This is a genomic window from Rhodococcus ruber (assembly GCF_016804345.1).
Taxonomy (GTDB): Bacteria; Actinomycetota; Actinomycetes; order Mycobacteriales; family Mycobacteriaceae; genus Rhodococcus; species Rhodococcus ruber.
In genome coordinates this window covers 1228387-1252713 of the sequence record NZ_CP044211.1, presented here as the reverse complement: position 1 = coordinate 1252713, position 24327 = coordinate 1228387, and the positions used below count along the sequence as shown (strand labels likewise).

At 71.7% G+C, this 24327-nt stretch carries 22 protein-coding genes and 2 pseudogenes; 11 read left to right on the top strand and 13 right to left on the bottom strand.

The features are described 5' to 3' along the window. Positions 1–139: 139 nt before the first annotated feature. The 4 genes from F1734_RS05880 to F1734_RS05865 are packed head-to-tail and all read left to right on the top strand — an operon-like array spanning position 140 to position 4468. Complete coding sequence (locus F1734_RS05880; protein ID WP_203011428.1) at positions 140–1354, top strand: isochorismate synthase; 1215 nt, start codon at positions 140–142, stop codon at positions 1352–1354. After that, positions 1351–2121: a 2,3-dihydro-2,3-dihydroxybenzoate dehydrogenase gene (locus F1734_RS05875; protein ID WP_203011427.1), complete on the top strand. Its 771-nt coding sequence runs from the start codon at positions 1351–1353 to the stop codon at positions 2119–2121. The genes F1734_RS05880 and F1734_RS05875 overlap by 4 nt, the downstream gene beginning before the upstream one ends. A 15-nt stretch (positions 2122–2136) precedes the next feature. Next, on the top strand, positions 2137–3786 hold the full coding sequence (locus F1734_RS05870; RefSeq protein ID WP_203011426.1) for a (2,3-dihydroxybenzoyl)adenylate synthase: 1650 nt from the start codon (positions 2137–2139) through the stop codon (positions 3784–3786). Positions 3787–3814: 28 nt separating this feature from the next. After that, positions 3815–4468: an isochorismatase family protein gene (locus tag F1734_RS05865; RefSeq protein WP_017680591.1), complete on the top strand. Its 654-nt coding sequence runs from the start codon at positions 3815–3817 to the stop codon at positions 4466–4468. A gap of 7 nt (positions 4469–4475) precedes the next feature. Here F1734_RS05865 and F1734_RS05860 read toward each other — a convergent pair whose 3' ends face one another. After that, positions 4476–6311 (bottom strand): ABC transporter ATP-binding protein, encoded by a 1836-nt coding sequence (locus F1734_RS05860; protein ID WP_017680590.1) that lies wholly within the window; start codon positions 6309–6311, stop codon positions 4476–4478. A 76-nt stretch (positions 6312–6387) separates the two neighbouring features. On the opposite strand from F1734_RS05860, the gene F1734_RS05855 reads away from it, so the two are divergent. From F1734_RS05855 to F1734_RS05845, 3 genes are all read left to right on the top strand, one after another. Then, positions 6388–6825 (top strand): MarR family winged helix-turn-helix transcriptional regulator, encoded by a 438-nt coding sequence (locus F1734_RS05855; protein ID WP_010593764.1) that lies wholly within the window; start codon positions 6388–6390, stop codon positions 6823–6825. A gap of 148 nt (positions 6826–6973) precedes the next feature. After that, positions 6974–7696 carry a 2OG-Fe(II) oxygenase gene (locus tag F1734_RS05850; protein WP_203011425.1) on the top strand — a complete coding sequence of 241 codons (723 nt, stop codon included), beginning with the start codon at positions 6974–6976 and terminating at the stop codon, positions 7694–7696. After that, on the top strand, positions 7693–7953 hold the full coding sequence (locus F1734_RS05845; RefSeq protein ID WP_010593761.1) for an Ada metal-binding domain-containing protein: 261 nt from the start codon (positions 7693–7695) through the stop codon (positions 7951–7953). Before F1734_RS05850 ends, F1734_RS05845 begins: the two co-directional genes overlap by 4 nt. 58 nt (positions 7954–8011) lie before the next feature. On the opposite strand, the pseudogene F1734_RS26410 reads toward F1734_RS05845, so the two are convergent. Then, positions 8012–9446, bottom strand: a pseudogene (locus tag F1734_RS26410) (DUF1254 domain-containing protein). 529 nt (positions 9447–9975) lie between these two features. Here F1734_RS26410 and F1734_RS05835 point away from each other — a divergent pair. After that, positions 9976–10482 carry a MarR family winged helix-turn-helix transcriptional regulator gene (locus F1734_RS05835; protein ID WP_010593760.1) on the top strand — a complete coding sequence of 169 codons (507 nt, stop codon included), beginning with the start codon at positions 9976–9978 and terminating at the stop codon, positions 10480–10482. Positions 10483–10739: 257 nt separating this feature from the next. Continuing rightward, on the top strand, positions 10740–12026 hold the full coding sequence (locus tag F1734_RS05830; RefSeq protein ID WP_234575086.1) for an MFS transporter: 1287 nt from the start codon (positions 10740–10742) through the stop codon (positions 12024–12026). 69 nt (positions 12027–12095) lie between these two features. On the opposite strand, the pseudogene F1734_RS05825 reads toward F1734_RS05830, so the two are convergent. Then, positions 12096–13231: pseudogene (locus F1734_RS05825) on the bottom strand (serine hydrolase domain-containing protein). A gap of 387 nt (positions 13232–13618) precedes the next feature. On the opposite strand from F1734_RS05825, the gene F1734_RS05820 reads away from it, so the two are divergent. Then, a complete protein-coding gene (locus F1734_RS05820) occupies positions 13619–13804 on the top strand; it encodes a hypothetical protein (RefSeq protein WP_010593757.1) in 186 nt (61 codons plus the stop codon). Positions 13805–13821: 17 nt separating this feature from the next. Here the strand turns inward: F1734_RS05820 and F1734_RS05815 are convergent, their stop codons facing one another. The 7 genes from F1734_RS05815 to F1734_RS05785 form a co-directional block, all read right to left on the bottom strand. Beyond that, the gene (locus F1734_RS05815) at positions 13822–14259 is read right to left on the bottom strand and encodes an HIT family protein (RefSeq protein ID WP_010593756.1); all 438 of its coding nucleotides are present in this window, start codon (positions 14257–14259) and stop codon (positions 13822–13824) included. Continuing rightward, entirely contained in the window at positions 14256–14834 is a 579-nt protein-coding gene (locus tag F1734_RS05810; protein ID WP_010593755.1) for a TetR/AcrR family transcriptional regulator, read from the bottom strand. The genes F1734_RS05815 and F1734_RS05810 overlap by 4 nt, the downstream gene beginning before the upstream one ends. A gap of 112 nt (positions 14835–14946) precedes the next feature. Then, on the bottom strand, positions 14947–16368 hold the full coding sequence (purB, locus tag F1734_RS05805) for an adenylosuccinate lyase (RefSeq protein ID WP_017680585.1): 1422 nt from the start codon (positions 16366–16368) through the stop codon (positions 14947–14949). A 24-nt stretch (positions 16369–16392) separates the two neighbouring features. Further along, the gene (locus F1734_RS05800; RefSeq protein ID WP_010593752.1) at positions 16393–17010 is read right to left on the bottom strand and encodes a TetR/AcrR family transcriptional regulator; all 618 of its coding nucleotides are present in this window, start codon (positions 17008–17010) and stop codon (positions 16393–16395) included. 84 nt (positions 17011–17094) lie between these two features. Next, on the bottom strand, positions 17095–18273 hold the full coding sequence (locus F1734_RS05795) for a pyridoxal phosphate-dependent aminotransferase (RefSeq protein WP_029539984.1): 1179 nt from the start codon (positions 18271–18273) through the stop codon (positions 17095–17097). A gap of 143 nt (positions 18274–18416) precedes the next feature. After that, positions 18417–19673, bottom strand: coding sequence for a phosphoribosylamine--glycine ligase (purD, locus tag F1734_RS05790; protein ID WP_203011424.1), 1257 nt, complete (start codon positions 19671–19673; stop codon positions 18417–18419). Between the two features lie 109 nt (positions 19674–19782). Beyond that, positions 19783–20478 carry a nucleoside/nucleotide kinase family protein gene (locus tag F1734_RS05785; RefSeq protein ID WP_017680581.1) on the bottom strand — a complete coding sequence of 232 codons (696 nt, stop codon included), beginning with the start codon at positions 20476–20478 and terminating at the stop codon, positions 19783–19785. A gap of 53 nt (positions 20479–20531) precedes the next feature. On the opposite strand from F1734_RS05785, the gene F1734_RS05780 reads away from it, so the two are divergent. Continuing rightward, the gene (locus F1734_RS05780; protein WP_026137718.1) at positions 20532–20957 is read left to right on the top strand and encodes an HIT family protein; all 426 of its coding nucleotides are present in this window, start codon (positions 20532–20534) and stop codon (positions 20955–20957) included. Here the strand turns inward: F1734_RS05780 and F1734_RS05775 are convergent. Genes F1734_RS05775 through F1734_RS05765 form a run of 3 tightly spaced genes read right to left on the bottom strand, consistent with a single transcriptional unit; the run spans position 20919 to position 24216 of the window. Beyond that, on the bottom strand, positions 20919–22019 hold the full coding sequence (locus tag F1734_RS05775) for an alpha/beta fold hydrolase (protein ID WP_017680579.1): 1101 nt from the start codon (positions 22017–22019) through the stop codon (positions 20919–20921). The two genes, F1734_RS05780 and F1734_RS05775, sit on opposite strands and share 39 nt — an antisense overlap. Positions 22020–22072: 53 nt before the next feature. Beyond that, on the bottom strand, positions 22073–23482 hold the full coding sequence (locus F1734_RS05770) for a sensor histidine kinase (protein WP_010593746.1): 1410 nt from the start codon (positions 23480–23482) through the stop codon (positions 22073–22075). Then, positions 23479–24216 carry a response regulator transcription factor gene (locus F1734_RS05765; protein WP_172603572.1) on the bottom strand — a complete coding sequence of 246 codons (738 nt, stop codon included), beginning with the start codon at positions 24214–24216 and terminating at the stop codon, positions 23479–23481. The genes F1734_RS05770 and F1734_RS05765 overlap by 4 nt, the downstream gene beginning before the upstream one ends. Positions 24217–24327 lie beyond the last annotated feature (111 nt).

Sequence of the window (24327 nt, the reverse complement as noted above, 5' to 3'; positions counted from 1 at the left end):
CGTATCGCATCACGAGCGGTGAAGCCGGTCCGGCGCGAAACGTGACGATACCAAAGGTTAGGCTAACCGTATATGTTCTGCTGGGTCGGGTGCACGGCACCACGACCGCCCCTGTCACCGCTACGAGAGGTCTGTGCACATGCAAGCACCGGTCGCCGCCCGCGGCACCGCCGCCTCGCGGCAAGTCGATACCGCCGCCTCGCGGCAAGTCGATACCGCCGCCTCGCGGCAAGTCGATACCGCCGCCTCGCGGCAGGTCACGGCCGCCGCCCCGTTCGTGCTGTCGCGTCCGCACGGCACCGTCGTGGCGGAGGGCGTCGATGTCCGGTTCGACTCGGCCGGCGAGGCCGCGGCCGCGCTGCGCGCCGGCTCGGTGGCGGCCGTCGTCGGCGCGCTACCGTTCGCTCCCGATCACCGCGCCGCGCTCACGGCGCCCGTCGCGCTGCGGCACGAGCCGGACCCCGTCGGGGACGGCGCCGTCCCGCTCGCGCCGGTGCGGATCGCCGCGACGATGCCCGCCGAGGACGAACACCTCGACCGGGTGGCGACGGCGTTGCGACAGCTGCGCGATCCGGCCGAAGACCTGGCGAAGGTGGTGCTGGCCCGGGCACTGCTCCTGCGGGCGGACGCACCCGTGGCACCGATGTCGCTGCTCGCCCGGCTGGCCGGAAACGACCCCGCCGGCAACGGTTTCGTCGTCGACCTCACCGCCGCCGGCGGGGCGTGGACCGGCCGGCATCTCGTCGGTGCCAGTCCCGAGGTACTCGTCCGCCGCCGCGGCGATCTCGTCACCTGTCATCCGCTGGCCGGGTCCGCGCCCCGGCATCCGGACCCCGAGGTGGACGGGCGCACCGCGCAGCGTCTCGCCGCATCGGAGAAGAACCTCGCCGAGCACGCCCATGTCGTCGAGGCCCTGCGGACGAGTCTCGACCCGCTGTGCAGCGACCTCGACATCCCCCGTACGCCGACGCTGACGAGCACCCGGCAGCTCTGGCACCTGGGCACCCCGATCTCGGGCCGGTTGCGGGACCGGTCGGTCACCGCGCTCGACCTGGCTCTGGCCGTGCATCCGACCCCTGCGATCTGCGGCACGCCGACCGCTGCGGCCCGGGCACTGATCCGCGAGCTGGAGGGCGACCGCGGCTTCTACGCCGGTGCCGTGGGCTGGGCCGACCGGGACGGTGACGGCGAATGGATGGTGACGATCCGCTGCGCCGTCCTCGACGCCGACGGCACCACGCTCACCACCCATGCCGGCGGCGGCATCGTCGCCGGGTCGGATCCGGCCGACGAACTCGCCGAGACCACAACGAAGTTCGGCACGGTGCTCGACGCGCTCGGGGTACGGCGATGAGCCGGTCCGTCACCCTCGTCGTCGGCGCCGCCCACGGCATCGGCCGCGCCACCGCCCGCACCCTCGCGAAGGCCGGGCACCGCGTCGTCCTCGCCGACCGGGATCTCGACGGCCTGGCCGAGACCGCCGCGCTGCTCGACGTGCGCGCCCCCGTGCACGGTCTCGACGTGTGCGATGCGGCCGCCGTCGCCGAGACGGTCGCGCACATCGAAGCCGAGCACGGACCGGTCGACGCGCTGGCCCACGTCGCGGGTGTGTTCACCACCGGATCGGTGCTCGACTGCGATCCCGCCGAATGGCGGAAGATGTTCGACGTCAACGTCACCGGCCTGGTCAACGTGCTGCGCGTCGTCGGCCGCGGGATGCGCGAACGCCGGCACGGCGCGATCGTCACGGTCGGTTCGAACTCGGCGGGCGTGCCCCGCCTCGGGATGGGCGCCTACGGGGCGTCGAAGTCCGCCGCCCACATGATCGTCCGGGTGCTCGGTCTCGAGCTGGCCCGGTTCGGGGTGCGCGCCAACGTCGTCGCGCCCGGTTCCACGGACACTGCGATGCAGCGGTCCCTGTGGCCGGATCCGGCCGACGACGCGGGTGCCCGCACCGCGATCGACGGGGACGCCGCCTCGTTCAAGGTGGGTATTCCCCTGGGCCGCATCGCCGAGCCCGCCGACATCGCCGACGCCGTCGAGTTCCTGCTCTCCGACCGCGCCCGCCACATCACCATGCAGACCCTGTACGTCGACGGCGGCGCCACGCTGCGCGCCTGACCCGAAAGGACCCCCGTGACGATCGCCGCCACCCGGACTCCCCTGGCCGCCACCGCCGGTTACCCGCGGGAGTTCGCGGAACTCTATCGCGCCGCAGGCTACTGGACGGACGAGACGTTCGTCCGGTTCCTGTCCGCACGGGCCGACCGTCACGGCGAGCGCGTCGCGCTCGTCGGCCGCGACGCCCACGGCACCGAGCGACGGATCACCTACCGCGAGCTGTCCGACACGGCGGACCGGATCGCCGCGGGCCTCGCGGCGGCCGGAGTGCAGCGCGGCGACCGGGTCCTGGTGCAGCTACCCAACATCGTCGAGTACACCGAGGTGGTCTTCGCGGTGTTCCGTCTCGGTGCGCTGCCGGTGTTCGCGCTGCCCGCGCACCGCAGCGCCGAGATCGGGTACTTCTGCCGGTTCACCGACGCCGCCGCGTACGTGATCGCCGGCGAGCACGGCGGATTCGACTACCGGGCGCTGGCCCGGCAGGTGTGCGCGGCTCTCGATCGGCCCCCGGTCGTGATCGTCGCCGGCGACGCGCAGGAGTTCACCGCGCTCGACGCGCTGCGCGCACACGAGCCGGACGCGTGCGCCGACGTCGACCCGGAATCCGTGGCGTTCCTGCAGCTCTCGGGTGGGACGACCGGCACACCGAAGCTGATCCCGCGCACCCACACCGACTACCTGTACTCCGTGCGCGAGTCGGCCCGCATCTGCGGCGTCGACGCCGGCACCCGGATGCTCGTGGTTCTGCCGGCGGCACACAACTTCCCGATGAGCTCACCCGGGATCCTCGGCGTCCTGCACGCCGGAGGCACGGTCGTGCTGGCCCCGGACCCGAGCCCCGACACCGCCTTCGAGCTGATCGAGCGGGAGGGGATCACCATGGCCTCGCTCGTGCCCCCGCTCGCCCTGGCGTGGCTCGCGGCGCGGGCCCGCACCGAGCGGGACCTGTCGTCGCTGCGGGTCCTGCAGGTCGGCGGGGCGAAGTTCGGTGCCGAAGCGGCCGCGCGGGTGACGCCCGAACTCGGCTGCACCCTGCAGCAGGTGTTCGGGATGGCGGAGGGCCTGGTCAACTACACCCGGCTCGACGACCCCGACACCACCGTCGTCGGCACGCAGGGCCGTCCCATCAGCCCGCACGACGAGATCCGGATCGTCGACGACGAGGATCGGCCCGTCGCCCCCGGCGCGACGGGCCACCTGCTCACCCGCGGCCCGTACACGATCCGCGGCTACTACGCCGCGCCCGAGCACAACGCGACGGCGTTCACCCCCGACGGGTTCTACCGCACCGGCGATCTCGTGCGCCTGACCGAGGACGGCTACGTCGTCGTCGAGGGCCGCGCGAAGGATCAGATCAACCGGGGCGGCGAGAAGATCGCCGCCGAAGAGGTGGAGAACCACCTGCTCGCCCACCCCCACGTCCTGGACGCCACGGTGGTCGCCGTGCCCGACGCCTACCTCGGGGAGCGCACGTGCGTGTTCGTCGTGGCCGACGGGACCACGCCGAAAGCCCCGGCGCTGAAGGCGTTCCTGCGGGAACGGGGCCTGGCCGCGTACAAGATCCCCGACAAGGTGGTCCTCGTCGACGCCTTCCCCGTCACCGGAGTGGGCAAGACCAGCCGCGCCGAGCTGCGCCGCGCGCTCGCCGCCACCCTGCAGCACTGATCCCCGACGACAGAAAGCGAATCCCGCCATGGCCCTGCCGAAGTCCGTCTCCTATCCGATGCCCACGGACCTGCCGGAGAACACCGTCGACTGGACGATCGATCCGCGGCGGGCGGTGCTGCTCGTGCACGACATGCAGGAGTACTTCGTCCGCGCGTTCGACCGCACGGCGGATCCGCTGGCCACGGTGGTGCCGAACATCGATACGATCCGGCAGTCGGCGTACGAGGCGGGCATTCCCGTCGTCTACACCGCCCAGCCGGGCGATCAGGATCCCGCCGAGCGCGCCCTGCTCACCGACTTCTGGGGTCCCGGCCTGGCCGACGACCCGGCTCTGACGTCCGTCGTCGCCGAACTCGCGCCGCGCGAGGACGACGTGCAGCTCACCAAGTGGCGCTACAGCGCATTCATCCGCACCGACCTGCGGGAGCGGATGCACGCGTGGGGCCGGGACCAGCTCGTCGTGACCGGCGTCTACGCCCACATCGGGTGCCTGAGCACCGCGCTGGACGGGTTCATGCGGGATGTGCAGGTCTTCGTCGTCGCGGACGGGGTCGCGGACTTCTCCCGGCGGGAGCACACCGAGGCGCTGCAGTACCTCGCGGCGCGATGCGCCGCCGTGGTGCCGGCGGCGGACGCGGTGCGGCGCCTGCGGACCGGCGCCCTTTCGGTGTCCGGCTGAGCGGCGGTCACACGCCGACTTCCTGTGGTTGTGTGCGGGCCGCGAGCGCGGCGTATCGGCCGTCGCGGGCGAGCAGTTCGTCGTGGCTGCCCTGCTCCACGATGCGGCCGCGGTCGAGGACGACGATGGTGTCGGCGTCGCGGACGGTCGAGAGGCGGTGCGCGACGGTGAGGGTCGTGCGATCGCGGCGGGCCGCGTCCAGCGCGGCCTGCACCGCGCGTTCGGTCTCGTTGTCGAGGGCGCTGGTCGCCTCGTCCAGCACCAGGATGCGCGGGTCGCGCAGCAGGGTGCGGGCGATGGCGAGGCGCTGCTTCTCGCCGCCGGAGAAGCGGTGCCCGCGCGCCCCGACGACGGTGTCGTAGCCGTCCGGCAGCGAGCACAGCAGGTCGTGGATGTGCGCGGCGCGCGCGGCCTGCTCGATCTCGGCGTCGGTCGCGTCGGGCTTGGCATGACGCAGGTTCTCCCGGACCGTGGCGTGCAGCAGGTACGTCTCCTGGGAGACCACACCGACCAGGCTCGCGACGTCGGCGAGCGGCAGGTCGCGCACGTCGACGCCGTCGATCGTCACCCGCCCCGACGTGGGGTCGTACAGTCGCGCGACGAGCGACCCGAGAGTTGTTTTTCCTGAACCGGTTTCGCCGACGAGCGCGACGTGCGAGCCCGCCGGCACGTCGAGGGTGATGCCGGCGAGCGCGTCCCGGTCGGCACCGTCGTAGCGGAAGCGGACGTCGTCGAACCGCACGGCGCCGGCGACGCGCCCGAGGTCCAGGTGCACCGGCTTCGCGGGTTCGCCGATCTCGACGGTCAAGTCGAGGTACTCGAAGATGCGGCTGAACAGCGCCAGCGACCCGGTGACCGACACGCCCACGTCGAGCAGGCTCATCAGCGGCCGGAACAGGGTGGCCTGCAGGCCGGTGAACGCGACGAGGGTGCCGATCGTCATCCCGCCCGACGTCGCGGGCAGGCCGGCGACGAGGTAGAGCAGGGCCGGGATGGCGGCGAAGACGATGTTCATCGTGGCCATGCGCCAGCGCCCGGACAACTGGGAGCGGACCTCGAGGTCGGCGAGTTCGGTGGAGGTGCGGGCGAAGCGCTCCGACATGGCGGGACCGGTGCCGAGGATCTTGCCGAGCAGGACGCCGCTGAGCGAGAGGCTCTCCTCGATCTGGGTCTGCATGTCGGCGAGCCGACGCTGGCGCACGGTGGTGATCTCGCGGCGCATCAGGGCGACCTTGCGGGTGAGCCAGATCGCCGGCGGCAGCACCAGCAGGGACAGCAGCGACAGCCGCCAGCTGAGCACCGCCATCGCGACGGCCGTGCCGACGACGGTGGTGACGTTGGAGGCGATCGAGGTCGCCGTGGAGGTGACGACGTTCTGCATGCCGCCGATGTCGTTGGTCAGCCGGGACTGGATCTCCCCGCCGCGGGTGCGGGTGAAGAAGCCGAGGGACTGCCGCTGCAGATGGTCGAACACGCGGGTGCGCAGGTCGTGCATGACGTGCTGGCCCACCGTGGTGGAGATCCACGTCTGCACCACGCCGAGGATCGAGGCGACGACGGTGACGGCGAGCATCGCCCCGACGGCGCCGAGCAGCAGCGGCACGTCCTGGTCGGGAATCGCGTGGTCGATGAGGGTGCGGACGAGGAACGGGTTGGCGAGCGTGATCACCGACGAGACCACGATGAGCCCGACGACGAGCGCAACCTGCCAGCGGTAGGGCGCGAAGAGCGCGCCGATGCGGCGCACGCTCACGGGGGATTCCTCGAGCTGGGCGCGGTCGCGCGGGTCGGGCTTGGCGTGCCGCATCGGTCCCGGCCCGCCGCCGGGCGGAGGCTGCATCATGCCCGTCACCTCCTTCGTGAGGTACGAAACGTACTTGTTGAGGTTGCCTCACTAAGAGGCAACCGTCAAGTGAGGTATGATCCGCATCATGTCCGACGTCCCCACCGACCCGGCGCTGCGCGACCTGCTGATGACCGCCACCCGCACGCTGCGCCGCCGCTGGCACGCCACCCTCGGTCCGTGGGAGCTGTCCCCGCACGAGCACCGCGCGCTGCACGTCGTCGGGCACTCCCCCGAGCCGCTGCGCCTCGGTGACGTCGCCAAGGCGCTGCGCATCGCGCCGCGCTCGGCCACCGAGGTGATCGACCGGCTCGAGACCCGCGGCCTGACCCGCCGCGTCGCCGACCCCGCCGACCGTCGCGCCGTGTGCGTCCACCTCACCGACGAGGGCCGCCGCATCGCCGCCGAACTCGATGCCGCGCGCGACGCCGAGGCCACCGAGTTCTTCGCCCGTCTCGACGGCCCCGAACGCACCGAACTCGCCCGCCTGCTCACCAAGCTCGCCGACGGGTGACTGCCGCGACGAGCGGGAGGTTGTCGCGGCAACGCGCGAGTGGCGTCGCCGGTTTCCTCCCGTTCGCCGCGAGAACCTCCCGGCCGGATCTCACGTTTCCCGCCCGACGAGCGTCTACGGGGTGGACTGCCCGGCCGGAGGAGGAACGATGACCAACCGGACCGACTCGCTCACCGCGCGGGTCGAGGCTCAGGACTGGCCGGCGCTCGTCGCCGAGCTCGACGCGACGGGGTGCGCGCAGACCGGGCCGCTGCTCACCGCGGACGAGTGCGCACGCGTCACCGCGATGTGGGACGACGAACGCCGCTTCCGCAGCACGATCGACATGGCGCGGTATCGCTTCGGCAAAGGCACCTACCGCTATTTCGGCAGTCCCGTACCCGAGGGCATCACCCGGTTGCGCGCGGCGTTCTACCACCGGCTGCTGCCCGTCGCACGGGACTGGGCACAGCGCCTCGGCGACCCCGCGCCGTGGCCCGACGAGTTCGGCGACTGGCTCGACGCCTGCCGCGCCGCGGGACAGACCGAGCCGACGCCCCTGCTGCTGCGCTACACCGCCGGCGACTGGAACGCCCTGCACCGCGACCTCTACGGCGACCTGGTGTTCCCGCTGCAGGTGGTGATCGGCCTCGACCACCTCGGCCACGACCACCTCGGCGGCGAGTTCCTCCTCGTCGAGCAACGCGCCCGCGCGCAGTCCCGGGGCACCGCCACGGTGCTGCAGCAACGTCACGCCCTGATCTTCACGACCCGCGACCGGCCCACCCGATCCACGCGCGGCTGGACCCGCTCCCCCGTCCGGCACGGGGTCAGCACGGTCCGCGCCGGCGTCCGCCACACCCTCGGCCTCGTCCTGCACGACGCACGGTGACCCACTACACGCTCGTCGGGAGCGACGGACGTCCCTACCTCAGCGCAGCCCCCGGCACACTGGGCGGCCACCGTCGCGGCCGGATCTACGGACGACTCGACTGCCGCGCGGCGCGGCGGGCGATCGCGCGCGGCGGCTACGTCCGGGACCGGGTCTTCTTCGCCGGCGAATCCGACGCCGTCGCAGCCGGCTACCGCCCGTGCGCGGTGTGCCTGCCGGATCGCCACCGGACATGGAAGGCGGACCGAGCCGGATGAGCGGCAGTTCGCGTTCTGCGCCGCGTACCCCCCGAAGCGGTGCCCGTCGGCCCGGTCGCTACCCGACCGGTTCGATGTCCGGGAGCCTCCAGGTCTTGTCGAACCATGGCTCCAGAGGCCCGTAGAGCCGGAACATGGCGAACCAGCCCCTGCCGGGCAGGCTCTGTATCCAGTTGCAGTCCTCGGTGGGTCGTTCGGGCCCGAAGTGGACGTCGACCGAGCCGTCCTCGTTTACGGCCAGGTCCGCATCCTGGCTGGTCACCGACGGCCACTGCTGATCGGTCTGCAGCATCGACCGGGCCTGGGTGTCGTAGACCAGCACCGACCAGAAGTTGTTCACGGGCACGTGCGGGGGCACGTGCAACCGGTAGCTCCGGTCACCGTCGAACGGTGCGCCGGTGGCGTCGACGAATGCGAGGGCGTACTGCGACCCGGTCCCGACCGCCTTCTGATCGAAGGCCGGGCTGGTACTGCCGTACAAGAAGTCGAGTTGAGCGGCGGCGTCGAGCAGCAACGCCCCGTCCTCCGTGCACGAGTAGCCGCCGAGGAAGCCCGAGCGCCAGGCGCGGCCGGGGTAGTAGTACGCCTCCTGGTGGCGGAACCGGTAGGTCAGCGCGCGGGCGGTCGCGTCCCCGACCGTCGCCGCCTCGGTCAGGATCGCGCGCATCCGCTCGTCCGGGGCGAACGGCCTGCCCCGACGGATCCCGACCGAGGCGAACATGCCCAGGGTGAGCGGGTCGGCCGACTCCGGCGGTTCGGACTGCACCACCTCGTCGAGCATCTCCCAGAACCGGAAGTCGGCCGGGGCGACGGCGCACATCGGCTCGGCGGAGACGTTCACGAACCGCGTCGACGGGGGATCGTCCGCTTGGGAGAGCGGATGAATCCGGGTGTGCGCCTCGACCATCTCCACCGCCGGGCGCGGATCACCGTGTTCGTCCCGGAAACCCCGCCAGCCCACCCACAACCCGACGGTGCGTGACCGCACCACCCGGTCACCGTCCGGCACCTGCCCGGCGTAGCCCGGCGGCACGAACAGGTAGCGGCCGCCGCGGCCCTGGTCCGGTCCGGTGAGGCCCACGTCGACCACCCACCGGCACCAGGGATCGATTGCGGCGCCGTATACCTTCGGGGGGGACCTCGACGACGACTGGCCCGTCGCGCAGGTCGAGCCAGGCGTAGTGGTACGAGGTGCTCGTGTTGTAGACAAGGCCGAGGAATCGCGGATGGACCAGGTCCGCCCACATCACCAGGGTGGCGTTCACCGGCCCCCACTGCACCAGCGCCTTACGCATCGCCGCCACGGCGACCGGTGCCAGCCCCAGCAGGTACGCCTGGACCGCCCGCTGGAAGTCCCGGTTGTCGAACAGCGTCCGGGTCGCCGCGTCGTCGGGGACCCCGTCGAAGAATCGCAACGTGCCCAACCGGGTCCGGACCTCGTCCGGCATCGCGATCCCGGGCGGAATAGGTGTGGTGTTCGCATGCGAGGTCATCGATTTCCTCCTGCCTTCACGGCCGAGACCGCAACTCGTCGCCGTCGGCGCTCTTCGATTCCTCCGGCCGGTAGCACTTCTCGAACTCGGGTGGTATCCAGTCTGGCGTGTCGTCTGCCCGGATGGTGGGGAGTTCCTCGAATCCCGGGTGCGCGGCACGGCGCTCCCGGGTTCCGGCGCCCGCCGTGCTGCGCCGCTCCGCCTGTCCGAGTGGTCCGCGAACCAGTCGTTCTTCGCGAACCGGGCGTCGAGGATCACAACCGGACCGTCTCACGGCGTCTCTCCGCGGAGGTCGAATTGCTCTGTGATGCAGTGCGATTCACGCATCGAGGCGACCGGGGCCCCGTTCATTCGGTAATCGACGGTCCGACAGTCCTTTTCGGAGGCATTACCCATGGGGCGATGCCACCTCGCGGGGACTCCACACCGGCCGGAATCTCTCGTCGGCCTGCGATACCGGCGCCGGAGTCGCTGCGCGGCCCGTCCGGCGACCGTCGCCGGCAGGTTCCGGTTGGGTAGCATCGAGGCCATGAGCACGGAGGCCCGCCCCCACTCGACCGGGGCCGAAGCCGGGTCGTCGAGGGCGACGGCCGACCCCCTCGCCCTCGACCGTCAGGTCTGCTTCGCCCTGTCCGTCACCAACCGCGCGGTCCTTTCGGTGTACCGGCCGGTGCTCGAACCGCTCGGCCTGACCCACCCGCAGTACCTCGTGATGCTGGCGTTGTGGGGGGACGCGCCGATGTCGGTCAAGGGAATCGGACGGGCCCTCCAACTGGACTCGCCCACCCTGTCCCCGCTTCTCAAACGACTGGAGTCGCTCGGTCTGATCACCCGCACCCGGAGCCCCCAGGACGAGCGTCAGCTCGTCGTCGACCTCACCGACGCGGGACGTGCACTGCGGAAACGGGCGGAGACGGTGCCCGAAACGGTGGTGCGCCGGCTCGGGGTGAGCCTCGCCGAGCTCGAGGAACTGCACGACGTGCTGACCCGCATCAATGCCGCCGCGCTGCGCGCCGGCGCCCTCGATCAACACTAGGCACGCGAGATCCGGGCCTTCCCCGGGGGTCGATCGGCAGATCCACACTCCCACCATGCGGGAACCCGCAGGAAAAACATTACGGAAGGGTAACAAACTACTTCTCACTGCACATCGAATGGATCGGACGGCCGCCCGTCGGGTACGCCGGAACGGTTGTCCGAACGAAGGGATGTGTCTTGAGACCCACCGGCGATACCGACGTGCACTCCGAGGTCCGACCCGGTCATCTGCGGCGCGCGATCAGCGCCTCGGCCATGGGCAACTTCACGGAGTGGTTCGACTACGGCGTATACGCCTACACCGCCACCTACATCGCCGACTCGTTCTTCCCCGGCGATCTGGAATCGGCCACGCTGCTCACCCTGGGTGTCTTCGCCGTGTCCTTCCTCGTACGTCCGCTCGGTGGGCTGGTGTGGGGTCCCCTCGGCGACCGGCTCGGACGCCGCCAGGTGCTTGCGCTGACGATCATCCTGATGGGCACGGCGACCGTCCTGCTCGGTGCCATTCCCTCGTACGCCTCCATCGGCTTCTGGGCACCGCTGCTGCTGGTGCTGCTGCGCATGATCCAGGGCTTCTCCACCGGCGGCGAGTACGGTGGTGCGGCGACCTTCATGGCCGAGTACTCCCCCGACCGTAAGCGCGGGTTCTTCGGCAGCTTCCTCGAGTTCGGCACTCTCGCCGGCTTCTCGTTCGGCGCGCTCATCGTGTTGTCCATCGATCTGCTCTCCACCGACGCGTTCATGAGCACGTGGGGCTGGCGCCTGCCGTTCTTCGTCGCCGGACCCCTCGCCCTCGTCGGGCTGTACCTGCGGTCGAAGCTCGAGGACACCCCGGTGTTCCGCGAACTCGAGGCCGACGGGGAGGTCGAGCAGGACACCGGCACGCAGTTCAGGAGTCTGCTCTCGCAGTACTGGAAGCCGATCGTGACGCTGATGGGTCTGGTCGTCGCGCTCAACGTCTGCAACTACACCCTGCTGAGCTACATGCCGACCTACCTCGAGAACCGCATCGGTCTGTCGAGCACCGCCTCGCTGTCCCTCGTCGTCATCGGGCAGCTCGCCATGATGGCGGTCATTCCGTTCGCGGGCTCGCTGTCCGACCGGATCGGCCGCAAGCCGATGTGGCTGATCTCGATGGGCGGGCTGCTGCTGCTCGCGATTCCGATGTACATGCTCATGACCGTGAGCTTCGCCTGGGCCATCGTCGCGTTCACGGTCCTGGGCCTGCTGTACGTGCTGCAGCTGTCGACCATCTCGGCGACCTTCCCGGCGATGTTCCCCACCCACGTGCGCTTCGCCGGCTTCGCGATCGCCTACAACGTCTCGACGTCGCTGTTCGGCGGGACCGCCCCGGCGGTGAACGAGTGGCTGGTGGAGCGGACCGGCAACGACCTCGTCCCCGCCTTCTACATGATGGGCGCGTGCGTCGTCGGTCTCGTCGCGTTGTACTTCGTGGCCGAGACGGCCGGCGCGTCCCTGCGCGGGCGTGGGATCCCCGGCGTCGACACCGAACCCCGCCCGACGGCGCTGTCGAAGGCCTGACTCCGAACCCCCTCTCCGGAGGGGTCTTTCGGTTGATGCGCCCGGCGCCCGGTAGGCGACCGCCCCGGATCAGGCCGACGTGACGGCGCCGGTCATCGCGGCACGTAAGGCGACGTCGCGCGGATCGTTCCGAGACTTGCCCATGCGGTTGCAGACGTAGCCGTAGCCGATCCCGGCATCCGGATCGGCGTAGCCGAAGGAACCGCCGGCACCGGGCGCGCCGAACGACCGGGGGCCGCCGAAAGACCAGTCGGGACTCGGGCGCATGAAACCGAGGGCGAACCGGATGTCCCCGAGCATGCACGCGTCGTGGAAACCGTCCCGGGGCGGCACCGGCGGGGCCGTCAGTTCGTGCAGCGTTTCCGGGCGCATGCCGAGTTCCGCACCGCCGGTGGCCAGGACACCGTAGGCGTGCGCCAGGGCGCGTGCCGTGCCCACGCCTCCGCCGGACGGCGCCTCCAGATCGCGCGCGTAGATCGTGTCCGGGTCCAGTGCCACGAGCGTTCCCGGGTTGGCGACCAGCGAGCGGTAGAACACCGACCGCTTGTTCAGGAACGCCGGAAACAGCCGCGGCGACAGCTCGGCGAGATTCCGGAGGGGGTTCCGCATCATCAGCGGGGCAAGTCGGGCGTCGGGAACGGAGGCCGGGAGGCGGATGTAGAACTCCAGCCCCAGCGGGGTCGCGATCTCGTCCTGGAAGACCTGCCCGAGCGTGCGGTGCTGCGGGTCGACCCGGCGAACGAGTTCACCCTGATAGAAGCCGAGGCTGATCGCGTGGTAGGCCTGCCGCTCCCCGGCGCCCACTCCGGTCTCTGGCGGGCCATGATCGCGGCCAGCCGGTCCGGGTCGGCGATGACCCCGGCATCCACCGGCTCGTCGAAGCCGAACAGCCCGGCCTGGTGGGCCAGCAGTTGGCGGACGGTGATCCGTTCCTTGCCGTTCTGCGCGAACTCGGGCCAGTAGGTGCAGACCCGCTCGTCGAAATCGAGCCAGCCGCGGGAATGGGCCAGCGCGACGGTCACGGCGGTCATCCCCTTCGTGGCGGAGAACACCAGCGTCATGGTGTCCCGTTCCCACGGCGCGCCGGTCGTCTTGTCCCGTACCCCGCCCCACAGATCGACCACCTTCTCCCCGCGGTAGTAGACGCAGCATGCGGCACCCAACTCCCTACGGTGGGAGAAGTTCTCGGCGAACGCCTGCCGCACGGCCGCGAAGTCGTCGCGCGCGTATCCGTGGATCCCCGGGTGCCGGGATATTCGAGCGGACACGGTCGTCTCCTCTCGCGTGGTGCGGCACACGCGGTACCGGCGATGCGGCACAGGGCCGCGCGGGTAGCCGATCGGGCGCGGCAGTCCGACGAGCGCTTCGTGCAGATCCCCGACGGTCGCGACGAACCTGTCCGACGACGACGTTCATGTCGTCCGGCTCGTCGACCGCCACGATCCGAACTGCACGACCGCCTCCTCGGACGCCTGCGACTCGCCGGGCCATCGCCCCCGGACAGTCTCCCGCACCCGGGAGATGCGGGCAATACAGTCGCGGCCCGCGGCGGGCACCCGTCCGTCGCATCCGAGATGAGGCAGGATGGTGCGGTGCCCGATTCCTCACCTTCTCCGGCCATCCTGCTGCGCGGGCGTTCGTCCGGCCGCGCAGTCCTCCTCGTCGGCTCGCTCGTCCTGGCCCTGGCCGCCGGCATCCGGTGGCTGCGGTCGAGCCAGGGCGTCAGCGCGTCGGCGTGGCGCGACGACGAAGTGGGTCCGGACGACCTGGCCGGCTGAGCCCGGACGACTCGGTCTCAGCCGGGGCTGCCCCCGGCGTCGGCCAGCGCTGCCCGCACGGTCTCGGCGGTGCCGTCGAGCACGGCGCGGTTCGGGGTGCGCGGCACGGCCCGCAGTCCGAAACCGTCGCCGCGACGGCGCGGAACGACGTGCAGGTGCACGTGGAACACTTCCTGGCCGGCGGCGGCGCCGTCGGCCAGGAAGAGGTTGACCCCCTCGATGGGAAGCGAACTCGCGCGCAGCGCGGTCGCGATGCGCCGGCCCGCGTCGAACACCCGCGCGCCGTCCTGTGGGGCGAGGTGCGCGAGGCCGGATGCGTGGCGCTTGGGGATCACCAGCAGGTGCCCGGGTGTGAACGGACGAATGTCCATGAACGCCAGCACATCCGGCTCGTCCAACACGATGCTCGCCGGCGCGGCGCCGGCGACGATCGCGCAGAACACGCAGTCGCTCACGCACTCTCCTGAACGGGTGCCGGCCGCCGGACGCCTTCGAGGAGCTGCAGCAGCTGCGCCTGCACCTCCGGCCGTTCGCGGATGGGGTCGTCGCTGTGGGCGAGGTAGAGCATGGCCTCCTCGACGGCCGCGACGATCATGTGCGCCAGCGCCGACGACTGCGGTGCCGGTTCGCCGCTGCGCCGCGCGATTGCCCGCAGCGCGCGCTCGGTGATCATGATGGTGTTCTTGCGGTGCCCCTCCCGGACCTCCGCCCAGCCCAGCACCGCGGGGGCCTCGATGAGCAGCAGACGCCGGATCGCCGGGTCGTACACGACATCGAGCGAGGCGAGCACCGCGGCGGTGAACGATTCCCACGGATCGCTGCCCTCGATCGCCGCGAGCGTCTCCTCGGTCTCCACCTGCATCCGCTCCACGACCCCGCGGAACAGATCCCGCTTGTTCGCGAAGTGATGGTAGAGCGCCCCGCGGGTCACGCCCGCGACGGCGACGATCTCCTCGGTCGCCGCCGCGGCGTACCCGTCGCGGAGAAACACCTCCGTCGCGGCGTCGAGCAGCGCGGCTCGCGTCCGCACCGCATCCCGGATCCGTACGGCATTACCCGGCTTCCCGGCCAACATCTTCTCCCCTGCATTTCGGCTACCCCCATCTGACAACTCCCCCCGGCAGCCTTGTCCCGGACGATCCCTACAGGATCGGCGCCGGCGTGTACTTCGCGGCGTCCGGGTACTGCTCGACGAGGTCCTGCACCGCCGCGACAACGGTGGCGACCTGCGCCTGTGCGGCACCGACGAACGCCGACCGGTCGGCCAGCGCGGCGTCGAGGGCCGCTCGATCCAGTGGCAGCCGCTCGTCGGCGGCCAGCCGGTCCAGCAGGTCCGGCTCGCGGCCCTGCTCACGCATCGCCAGTGCCACGGCGACCGCATGCTCCTTGATGACCTCGTGCGCCGTCTCGCGGCCGACGCCCGCGCGCACCGCCGCCATGAGCACCTTCGTGGTCGCCAGGAACGGCAGGTAGCGGTTGAGTTCCTTCTCGATCACCGCCGGGTAGGCACCGAACTCGGCGAGGACGGTCAGGAAGGTCTCCATCAGTCCGTCGAGGGCGAAGAACGCGTCGGGCAGTGCGACGCGCCGCACGACCGAGCAGAACACGTCGCCCTCGTTCCACTGCGCGCCGGCGAGCTCGGCGGCCATCGACGCGTACCCGCGCAGCACCACCTGCAGGCCGTTGACCCGCTCGCAGGAACGGGTGTTCATCTTGTGCGGCATCGCGGACGAGCCGACCTGGCCCGGCTGGAAGCCCTCGGTGACGAGCTCGTGCCCGGCCATCAGGCGGATGGTGTGCGCGAACGACGACGGCCCGGCCGCGACCTGCACGAGCGCGGAGAGCACGTCGTGGTCCAGGGAGCGCGGATAGACCTGGCCGACGCTGGTGAACACGTTCGCGAAGCCGAGGTGCTCGGCGACCTTCGCCTCGAGACGCGCGAGCTTGTCGGCGTCACCGCCGAGCAGGTCGAGCATGTCCTGCGCGGTGCCCATGGGTCCCTTGATGCCGCGCAGCGGATACCGGGCGATCAGCTCGCGCAACCGGGTGAGCGCGATGAGCAACTCGTCGGCGGCGGACGCGAACCGCTTGCCGAGAGTGGTGGCCTGCGCCGCGACGTTGTGCGACCGGCCCGCCATCACCAGCGTCGAGTACTCGGCGGCGCGCTCGGCCAGCCGCGCGGCGATCGCGACACCGTGGGCGTGGGCGTGCTCGAGCGAACGCAGGATCTGCAGCTGCTCGACGTTCTCGGTGAGGTCGCGGCTGGTCATGCCCTTGTGCACGTGTTCGTGGCCGGCGAGGGCGTTGAACTCCTCGATGCGGGCCTTCACGTCGTGGCGGGTGACGCGCTCCCGCGCCGCGATCGACTCGAGGTCGACCTGCTCGAGCACCCGCTCGTAATCGGCGAGCGCCTCCCGGGGGACGTCGATCCCGAGCTCCGCCTGCGCCCGCAGAACCGCCAGCCACAGCTGGCGCTCGAGCACGATCTTGTGCTCCGGCGACCACAGCGCGGTCAGGTCCGGGCTGGCGTAACGGGTGGCAAGGACGTTCGGGATGCGACTCACAGGACATCAGTTTACGGCGCCCCGTCACGCCTCCTGCTCGGCAGGCGGTGCCACTCCCTCCAGGACGCCGGGCAGGATGCACCGCGCGAGGGCCCGCGGATCGGGGTCGAGGTCGCCGAGCGCGCCGAGCACGGCACCGTCGACGACCGCGACGAGCCGCCGCAGCTGTGGTTCGTGCACCGACCGCCCGCACCGCTGCAGCAGGTCCGTGAGCAGCTGCTCGATCTGCGCGCGCAGCTCCTTCTGGACGTCGCGCAGCTCGGGGTGACGGGCGGTGGCGACGCACCGCTCGTAGCGGGCGATGAGGCGCTCGCGTTCGATCTCGCCGACCCCGCCGGGCCCGACGAGCAGGTCGACGATCAGGTCCGCGGTGGACTCGGGTCCGCGGTCGCTCGGCGGGACGCACTGCACGCGCGAGCGCATGACGTCGAGTTCACGCCGGCCGTTGTGCTGGACCGCGCTCGCGACGAGGTCGTCGAGGGAGTGGAAGTAGTACGTGGTGGAGGCGAGTGGAAGTCCGGCCCGGTGCGCGACGGCACGGTGCCGGACGGCATCGATTCCGCCTTCGAGGATCAGGTCGGCCGCCGCCGCGACGAGCGCCTGGCGGCGCCGTTCGCCCTTGGGGGTGGCTGCGATCGACACCCTTGTCATGGTGCCAGTCCCGGTGGTCGCGCCTGACGGAAACGGCCCGAATACTCGCAGGTAGGACCAATCTGTCGGGTTTCGTCACGATCCGGGCAGCCAGGCGCGCAGCCGTTCCAGCGCCGCCTGCACGTCCGCGGTGGACCCGGCGAAGGACAGCCGGACGGTCCGATCGCCGTGCACGGTGTCGAAGTCGACGCCGGGCGCGAGCGCCACCCCGGTCTCGTGCAGCAGCCGGGCGCACCAGCGGGTGGAGTTCTCGCCGTCCGGGAGCAGGTGGCCGATGTCGGCGTAGACGTAGAAGGCACCGTCGGCGGGGGCGAGCTCGGTGACACCCAGCTCCGGCAGGCCCCGCAGCAGCAGCTCCCGGTTGGCCGCGTACCGCGTGACGTGCCCGTCGAGCTCGGCCCGGGCCTCCGCGCCGAACGCGGCGACGGCCGCGTACTGGGAGATCGCCGGCGGGCACACCGTCATGTTGGAGGCCAGGCGCTGCAGCGGCGGGCGCAGTCCCTCCGGCACGAGCATCCAGCCCAGCCGCCACCCGGTCATCGAGAAGTACTTGGACACCGAGCCGATCACCACGGCGTCGCGGGAGGTCTCCCACGCGCAGCTCGTGGCGGGCGCACCGTGCGTTCCGAACTCGATGCCGTGGTAGATCTCGTCGGAGATGAGCAGCGCGTCGTGGTCGTCGCACCAGCGGGCGAGTGCGGCCAGCTCGGCCGGCTCGATCATGGTGCCGGTCGGGTTGGCGGGGCTGGCGACGACGAGTCCGGCGATCGGCCCGTCGAGGGCCTCGAGCATCTCGACGGTCGGCTGGTAACGGGTGTGCGGTCCGCAGTCCAGCTCGACCACCCTGCAGCCGAGGGCGGCGAGGGTGTTGCGGTAGGCGGGGTAGCCGGGCCGGGCGACGACGACCGTGTCGCCGGCGTCGAAGGCAGCCAGGAACAGCAGCGTGAACGCCCCCGACGATCCGGTCGTGACGACCACGTCGTCGGCCCCGACGTCGACGCCGTAGCGGTCGCGGTGGTAGCCGGCGATCGCCTCGCGCAGCGGCAGGATCCCGAACGTCTCGGTGTAGCCGAGCAGCTCGTCGTCGAGGACACGGTGGGTGGCGCGCAGCACCGGGGCGGGTGCCGGCGTGGACGGCTGACCCGCCGCCAGGCTCAGCACGTCGCCGTGGGTGCGCTGCCGCTCGGTGGCCGCCTTCCACACGTCCATGACGTGGAAGGTCTGGATCCGGGATCGTCGGGATTCGAAGCGCACGACCTCAGACGTTAGCCGCTCGCGCTCACCGGACGTTCCTCGGTGGGCGTGCACCGACCCACCGTCGCGACGTCAGCTCGTTCGACGGACACCCGCGCGCCGAACGGAGCGCGCCCGTGTCCGGGCACCGCGCGGATGCGTCCCTAGGACGGGATCGCGATGCGTCCCTCGACGGCGGCGAGACCGATGTCCTTGCGGAAGTGCCCACCCGGCAGCTTGATGCCGGCGAGCGTGGCGTACGCCTCGTCGCGGGCGGCGGTGAGATCGGCGCCCGTGCCGACGACGCTGAGGACGCGTCCGCCGGCCGAGACGACCGCGCCGTCGGCGATCCTGGTGCCGGCGTGCAGCACTCCCTGCGCGTCGGCGCCGGTGACCACGTCGCCGGTGCGGGGGCTGGCCGGGTAGTACTCGGCCGCCAGCACCACGGTGACGGCGGCGCCGTCGCGCCAGCGCAGCGGTGGCAGCTCGGCCAGGGTGCCGGTCGCGACCGCGTTCAGCACCTCGCCGAGCGGCGACTCGAGCAGGGCGAGCACGGCCTGGGTCTCGGGATCACCGAAGCGGCAGTTGAATTCGACGACGGCCGGGCCGTCCTTGCCGATGGCCAGGCCCGCGTAGAGCAGGCCCGAGAAGCCGCATCCGCGGCGGACCATCTCGACGGCGACGGGCTTCACAACGTCCGCGACGATCGTGTCGACCATGCCCTGCGGCAGCCACGGCAGCGGCGTGTAGGCGCCCATGCCGCCGGTGTTGGGGCCGGTGTCGCCGTCGCCGACGCGCTTGTGGTCCTGCGCCGGCAGCAGCGGCACGACGGTCTCGCCGTCGACGAGGCAGAACAGCGAGACCTCGGGGCCGTCGAGGAACGATTCGAGCAGCACGGGGTGCCCGTTCTCGAGGATTTCCGCGGCGTGGTCGCGGGCGGCGGCCCGGTCGGCGGTGACGACGACGCCCTTGCCGGCGGCGAGCCCGTCGTCCTTGACCACCCAGGTGGGGCCGAAGCGGTCGAGCTTCTCGTCGAGATCGGCGGGATTGTCGACGACCTCGCTGTGCGCGGTGCGGACCCCGGCGGTCTTCATGACGTCCTTGGCGAACGCCTTCGAGCCCTCGATGCGGGCGGCCACCGCGGACGGACCGAAGCAGGCGATGCCCGCGGCGCGCACGGCGTCGGCGACGCCGAGGACCAGGGGCACCTCCGGGCCGATCACCACGAGGTCGACATTCTGCGCCTTCGCGAGCGCGACGACGTCCTCGGCGGACGCGGCGTCGACCGGGAGCTGCTCGGCGATCCGGCCGATGCCGGCGTTGCCGGGCGCCGCCAGCACGGCCGTCACGCCGGGATCGCGGGTCAGGGCCAGGACGAGGGCATGTTCACGGGCACCGGAACCGATAACGAGTACGCGCACGCAGGACAGGTTACGGGACCGGTCCGGGGCCCCGGACCGACGCATCGGTGCCCCACCGTCCGTGCGCGGGCGACGGGGTACCGGGACGGACGACCGGGACCGCCCGGCGCTACCGGGCCGCTCCGGCGTCCCCTCCGGTTCCCACGACCGGGCACCACACCAGGTCGGCACGGTCCCGGGTCCGCGCAACGGTGTACGCGTTGGGCAGGTCGACCGTGCGGACCCACTCGGCGGCCTGGGCGACGGTCGATCCGGTGGCCCGGTGACGCCGGGCCAGGCGGGTCTCGAGCTCGTCGTCGGGTGCGTCGAGGTAGACGACGAGGTCGAGGAGCGGGCGGATCCGTTCCCATCCGCCGTCTGCGAGGAGCAGGTAGTTGCCCTCGGTGACGACGACGCGGGTCTCGGGGGTGATCTCGTGGAACGCGGCGATCGGTTCGTGGAGGCGGCGCGAGTACTCGGGTGCGTGCACGGTCTCCGTGCGGTCGTCGCGGATCCGGCGCAGCAGGGCCGCGAATCCGTCGACGTCGAACGTCTCGGGCGCGCCCTTGCGGGATCGGGTGCCGCGGGCGTCGAGCCGGTGGTTGGACAGGTGGAAGCCGTCCATCGGAGCGGCGGCGGCGGCAATGCCGGCGTCGCGCAGGAGGTCGACGAGCAGGTCGGCGGCGGTGCTCTTGCCGGCGCCGGGCGGGCCGCAGAGCCCGACCACGCGGCGCTCCCCCGCCGCGACGGTGCGCAGGTGCCGGTCGATCAGGTCGGCGACGAGCGCGCGCAGCGGTCCCGTCCGGGGTGGCTGCGGCGACGGCATGCGACGAGGATACGAGAGGCGCCGGCTGCGGGGGTCCGCCTATTCTCCCCGGTATGGCTTCCGTGTTCAGCATGATCATCGCCGGCGACCTGCCGGGCCGGTTCGTGTGGCAGGACGACGACGTCGTCGTCTTCCTGACCATCAACCCCGTGAACCAGGGCCACGTGCTCGTGGTGCCGCGGCAGGAGGTGGATCACTGGCAGAACGTCGACGACGACCTGTGGGACAAGGTCCACCACGTCGCCCGCATCATGGGCCGGGCGGTGTGCTCGGCGTTCGGCGCGCCGCGTGCGGGACTGCTCGTCGCCGGCCTCGAGGTGCCGCATCTGCACCTGCACGTCTTCCCGGCGTACGACCTCGGTGACTTCGACATCAGCAAGGCGGAGAAGGACCCGTCGCCGGAGTCGCTCGACGAGGCCCAGGCGAAGCTGAAGGCCGCGCTACGGGAACTCGGGCACGCGGACCACGTCCCCGCCTGACCTTCCGGTCCGCGGCGGCACCGGTGCGGGGTCGTCGAGGAACCCGGTGAAGTGCGCCCACGACGTGCCGCGGGCGGCTGGGCCGGCGAGCAGTCCCAGGTGGCTGCCGGGCACGACCTCGAACCGCACGTGGGGCGATCCGGGCAGTACCCGGCCGATCGCCTCGACGGCCGGGACGGGTGCGAGCACGTCGTCGCTGCCGGCGAGTGCGAGCACGGGCACGGTGACGTCGGCGAGGTCGATCGTCCGGTCCTCGAACCGGACCCGGCCCGTCGCGAGTTCGTTCGCGACCGTGAGGCGCATCGCCATCTGATGGAACAGCCGGCCCGGGTAGCCGGGCATGTCCGCCTGGAACCGGTCGATCGCCTCCATCCGGGCGAGGGTGCCGGCGTCGGCGAGGTTGCGGGCGACGAACCACGGCCGGGTCAGTTCGCGTTCGAGGGCGGTGGCCCGGTAACCGAGCTGCACCAGCGGGGCGGGCACGCCCCCGAGCAGGTGGGTCACGGCCGTGAGGGCGGGTTCGCCCACGAGGCGGCCGAGGTGCCGGGCCGGCCCGAGGAAGGGGATGCGCTCGTAGTCGATCGGCGTGCCGAACGCGGTGATCGAGCGAATCGGCAACCCGGGATGGGCGGCCGCGGTGAGCAGGCACAGGGTTCCGCCGAGGCTCCAGGCGGCCAGGTCGACGTCGCGGCCGCCGCACAGTTCGGCGACCCGCGCGATCGCCTCGGGCACGATGTCGTCGACCCAGTGTTCGAACCCGAGATGACGGTCGGAGCGGTCCATGGTGCCGAAATCGAGGACGTGGACGTTGCGACCGGTGGCGACGAGGTGCTGCACGAGACTCTGCCCGGGGCGCAGGTCGTAGCAGCGCGCGGGCGCGGCGAGCGGCGGCACGAGCAGGACCGGGGCGCCCGCGTCGGACTCACCGTAGCGGCGCAGGGTACGGTGCGGTCCGTCGGCGACGACGGCCGACGCGGTGGCGTGCGGTGGTTCGATTCCGTCGCCGACGAACAGCGCCCACGCGTTGCGCACGGCGCGCTGCGCCGTCCCCGACAGTCCCACGACGTCTCCTTACTCGAAAGTCAGTTACGTCACCGTAGCCCAGGGCCGGACCGTCATCCCACCGGCATCCGCGGGATCAGCACCCGGAACGTCGACCCGGCGCCCGGCGCGGACTCCACCTCCGCCCGGCCGCCGTGGGCCGCCACCAGCGCGGCGACGATCGACAACCCGAGACCGCTGCCGCCCGACGAACGGGCGCGCGAGACGTCGGCGCGATAGAAACGCTCGAAGACCCGGGCGCGGTCCGCCTCACTCAGGCCGGGGCCGGTGTCGACGACCTCGAGCACGGCGTCGGGTCCGGCCGTGCCGACCCGGACGGTGACGCGCGCGTCGGCCGGAGTGTGGGTGAGGGCGTTGGTGACGAGGTTGCCGAGCACCTGCCGCAGTCGCGCGTCGTCGCCGAGCACCTCCGGTATCCCGGGGCCGTCGAACACCTCGAGCTCGACGGTGCGCTCCGGCGCGACGGCCCGCGCATCGTGCACGGCGTCGGCGGCCAGGGCGAGCAGGTCCACCGGATTCTGCTCGAGCGGCCGCTGGGCATCGAGGCGGGCCAGCACGAGCAGATCCTCCACCAGCAGGCCCATCCGCCGGGACTCGCTCTCGATGCGGTCCATCAGCAGTGCGGTGTCGCTGCTCGCGCCCTGCCGGTAGAGCTCGGCGAACCCGCGGATCGTGGTGAGCGGGGTGCGCAACTCGTGGCCGGCGTCGGCGACGAACCGTCGCATCTTCTCCTCGGATCTGCGGGCGGACTCCTCCGACGCCGCCGTCGCCGCGAAGGCCTCCTGGATCTGGCCGAGCATGCCGTTCAGCGCCACCGACAGCCCACCGACCTCGGTGCGCGGGTCCCGCTCGGGAACCCGCCGGTGCAGATCCCCGCCCGCGATCGCTGCCGCGGTGCGTTCGACCTCCTTCAGCGGCCGCAGACTGCGCCGCACCACGAAGTACCCGGCGACCCCGAGCACGAGCAGCACCGCGGCGCCGATGCCGACCTGCAGCACGACGAGCCGATCGACGGTGTCCTCGATCGAGACCAGGGTGACACCGACGGTGGTCACGAGGCCCGCGGCGCTACGGGTCGACACCACCCGCCAGCGCACGTCGGACCCGTCGGCGGAGCCCACGGTCTGCGGCTCCCACACCGGCTCGCCGGGCAGCGCCGGCGCGGTGGACTCGTCGTTGACGACGAACCGCTCCCGCCCGTCCGGGTCGACCACCCGCACATAGAACGGGCTCGGCGGCCGGTTCGAACTCGGAGCGTCCGGCGGCGGCAGCTCGCGGCCGGTCCCGGGCGGCTTGGCCCACGTCTGCGCCGCGGTGCGCAGGTCCTGGTCGGTCCGGGCGAGCAGCGAACCCTGCAACGCGGACGTCACCGCCACCCCGGACGCCAGCAGTCCCAGGCCCGACAACGCCACCAGCGCCGCGACCAGCGTCAACCGCAGCGGCAGCGGCCGTACGCGGCTCACGCGCGGGGTTCCCGCATGACGTACCCGACCCCGCGCAGGGTGTGGATCAACGGGGTGTCCCCGGTGTCGACCTTGCGCCGCAGATAGGAGACGTACGACTCCACGACGCCGACCTCGCCGCCGAAGTCGTAGCTCCACACGTGGTCGAGGATGCGCGGCTTGCTGAGCACCGTGCCCGCGTTGACCATGAAGTACCGCAGCAGGGTGAACTCGGTGGGTGAGAGCGACACCGGCCGGCCGGCCTTCCACACCTCGTGGGTGTCGTCGTCGAGTTCGATGTCGGCGAAGGTGATGCGGGCCGAGCGTTCGTCCGCGGCGACCTTGCCGGCCCGTCGCAGGATCACCCGGAGCCGGGCGATGACCTCCTCGAGGCTGAACGGCTTGGTGACGTAGTCGTCCGCGCCCAGGGTCAGGCCGGACACCTTGTCCGCCACGGCGTCCTTCGCCGTCAGGAACAACACCGGCGCGTCCGAGCCGTCGGCCCGGAGCCGGCGCAGCATCCCGAACCCGTCCATCCCGGGCATCATGACGTCGAGGATCACCGCGTCCGGCCGGAACGCCCGGGCCCGGTCGAGCCCCTCGGCGCCGTTGCTTGCCGTCTCGACCTCGAAGCCCTGGAATTTCAGGCTCACCGAGAGCAGTTCGGCGATGTTCGGTTCGTCGTCGACGATCAGAATCCGGGCTTCGGGGGTCTTGTCGGTCACGGCGCCGATTCTCCCGGAGTGCTCTGGCATGCCGCTGCGAGAACCCTGGGAACTTCCTGTACGGCCGGCCCTGCCGAATCCGGGCCGTCGGGGTGCGGCGATCGGGGATCATGGACGTGTTCGCACTGTGAGACGTATCCG

Excerpts from the sequence above, each read along its gene's own strand:
- F1734_RS05875 (WP_203011427.1), top strand. The coding sequence starts at position 1,351 with ATGAGCCGGTCCGTCACCCTCGTCGTCGGCGCCGCCCACGGCATCGGC.
- F1734_RS05780 (WP_026137718.1), top strand. The coding sequence starts at position 20,532 with ATGGCTTCCGTGTTCAGCATGATCATCGCCGGCGACCTGCCGGGCCGG.
- F1734_RS05850 (WP_203011425.1), top strand. The coding sequence starts at position 6,974 with ATGACCAACCGGACCGACTCGCTCACCGCGCGGGTCGAGGCTCAGGAC.
- F1734_RS05865 (WP_017680591.1), top strand. The coding sequence starts at position 3,815 with ATGGCCCTGCCGAAGTCCGTCTCCTATCCGATGCCCACGGACCTGCCG.
- F1734_RS05765 (WP_172603572.1), bottom strand. The coding sequence starts at position 24,216 with ATGCCAGAGCACTCCGGGAGAATCGGCGCCGTGACCGACAAGACCCCC.
- F1734_RS05880 (WP_203011428.1), top strand. The coding sequence starts at position 140 with ATGCAAGCACCGGTCGCCGCCCGCGGCACCGCCGCCTCGCGGCAAGTC.
- F1734_RS05855 (WP_010593764.1), top strand. The coding sequence starts at position 6,388 with ATGATCCGCATCATGTCCGACGTCCCCACCGACCCGGCGCTGCGCGAC.
- F1734_RS05830 (WP_234575086.1), top strand. The coding sequence starts at position 10,740 with ATGGGCAACTTCACGGAGTGGTTCGACTACGGCGTATACGCCTACACC.
- F1734_RS05860 (WP_017680590.1), bottom strand. The coding sequence starts at position 6,311 with ATGATGCAGCCTCCGCCCGGCGGCGGGCCGGGACCGATGCGGCACGCC.
- F1734_RS05785 (WP_017680581.1), bottom strand. The coding sequence starts at position 20,478 with ATGCCGTCGCCGCAGCCACCCCGGACGGGACCGCTGCGCGCGCTCGTC.
- F1734_RS05835 (WP_010593760.1), top strand. The coding sequence starts at position 9,976 with ATGAGCACGGAGGCCCGCCCCCACTCGACCGGGGCCGAAGCCGGGTCG.